Genomic DNA, 1,381 nt, shown 5'->3' with positions numbered 1-1,381 from the left:
AGTAAGGTAATACAAAGATAATAAATGTCCTAAGCCCTTATATCCGTTTAAAAGATTTGTTAATTTTTCCAGAAGGAATGCATTGGCCAGCACAAAAAACCATGGAAAGTCGTACAAAAACCCGTATCAATAACACAAAAAAGCCCTGTAAATCTTTGATTTACAGGGCAACAGACATTAAAACATGTGATCCCGAAGGGACTCGAACCCCCAACCTCCTGGGCCGTAACCATGCTCTATCCAATTAAGCTACGGAATCAAAACAGTGCGTTATCATTTCTGTCAAACGCGGTGCAAATATAGGGATAATGCACGAAAGCAAAAATCATTTTCGATAAAAAAAGCACGAAAAAACATAAAAAAAAATCCACCCCTTGCTTCCCGTTTATCAAATCATCTAATAAACAGCCAGTTTAATCCAGCCAGCCAGATCCTCAAAGTTTCTAATCCAGAAACAGCCAGGGTAAACAAAGGCGGAGGCCGTCCCCCTAAAAGAACGACCTCCTCAGCAATAGGGCATCCAACACACCAATGATTTACTCGGCCCCATACGTATAAGTCAGTGTCTCTTCAAAAGGCTCATGACCATCAAAATCAGTGGCTTTTAAAACAAAATCAACCGATGTAGCCGCTTCATCCTTCAAAGAGGCCAAATTAAACGATACGGTTCCATGCATCAGATAATGGTAGGGGTCATCATTGCGGTTGTGCCTGAATTCAAGAACCGGCAAGCCATCTTCATTCTCCGGATTATTGACATCCCTCACCAGGTTGATGTAATGAATAGTAGCACCGCCACTGTAGGCAAAACGAATGGTCAAATAATCATCGGTGAACCAGTAGTCCTTAATCCGAATCGGGTCATTACCAATACTGTCCGCTTTCTCAGGCGTTAAATCAAAAATGCCTTTCGTGAGAATCTCCACCATGTCGTTCACTTTAACCAAATGATCTACATCCCCTTCCCCATCCCCAAGAATGGTGTAACTCACCCACACACGCTGTCCGTGATCATATCCAAAGCCTGGCACAGCCGTGGCCGACGGGAACAGCCGGTCGCCATTATCGGTAATAATCAAAAAAGGTTCCACCTCTTCGGTATCAATGGTGGCCGTTGTTACCCAATAGTCCCCCAAGGAATAGCCTTCATCGTCATCGTTGCATCCTGGCATGACCATCATTAAGCCGATAGCCATCACAAAAAAAATCCATTTCTTCATATAACCTCCAATTTAAAAATATTATTAACAAAAAATGATAGACCCCGACAGGTCGCTTTCTATAATGATGTGGAATTAATATTTAGGTTGCTTAAACATTCTCAAAAAATAAAAGAAAAGCTCCTTTACAAAACCGTATTAAACCTTGCACTGTTAATATC

Annotated in this window: 1 protein-coding gene and 1 tRNA gene; both read right to left on the bottom strand. The window is 41.6% G+C overall.

The window, feature by feature from the left end:
• Positions 1 to 187: 187 nt before the first annotated feature.
• Positions 188 to 259: transfer RNA gene (locus tag JCM15548_RS20465), tRNA-Arg, on the bottom strand.
• Positions 260 to 536: 277 nt separating this feature from the next.
• Positions 537 to 1,220: a NigD1/NigD2 family lipoprotein gene (locus tag JCM15548_RS20460; RefSeq protein WP_062129076.1), complete on the bottom strand. Its 684-nt coding sequence runs from the start codon at positions 1,218 to 1,220 to the stop codon at positions 537 to 539.
• Positions 1,221 to 1,381 lie beyond the last annotated feature (161 nt).

The sequence above is a fragment of the Geofilum rubicundum JCM 15548 genome (assembly GCF_000974365.1).
Taxonomy (GTDB): Bacteria; Bacteroidota; Bacteroidia; order Bacteroidales; family Marinilabiliaceae; genus Geofilum; species Geofilum rubicundum.
This window is presented reverse-complemented; position numbering and strand designations above follow the sequence as displayed.

Bases quoted from the DNA above. Each gene is read 5' to 3' on its own strand.
- JCM15548_RS20460 (WP_062129076.1), bottom strand. From the start codon at position 1,220: ATGAAGAAATGGATTTTTTTTGTGATGGCTATCGGCTTAATGATGGTC.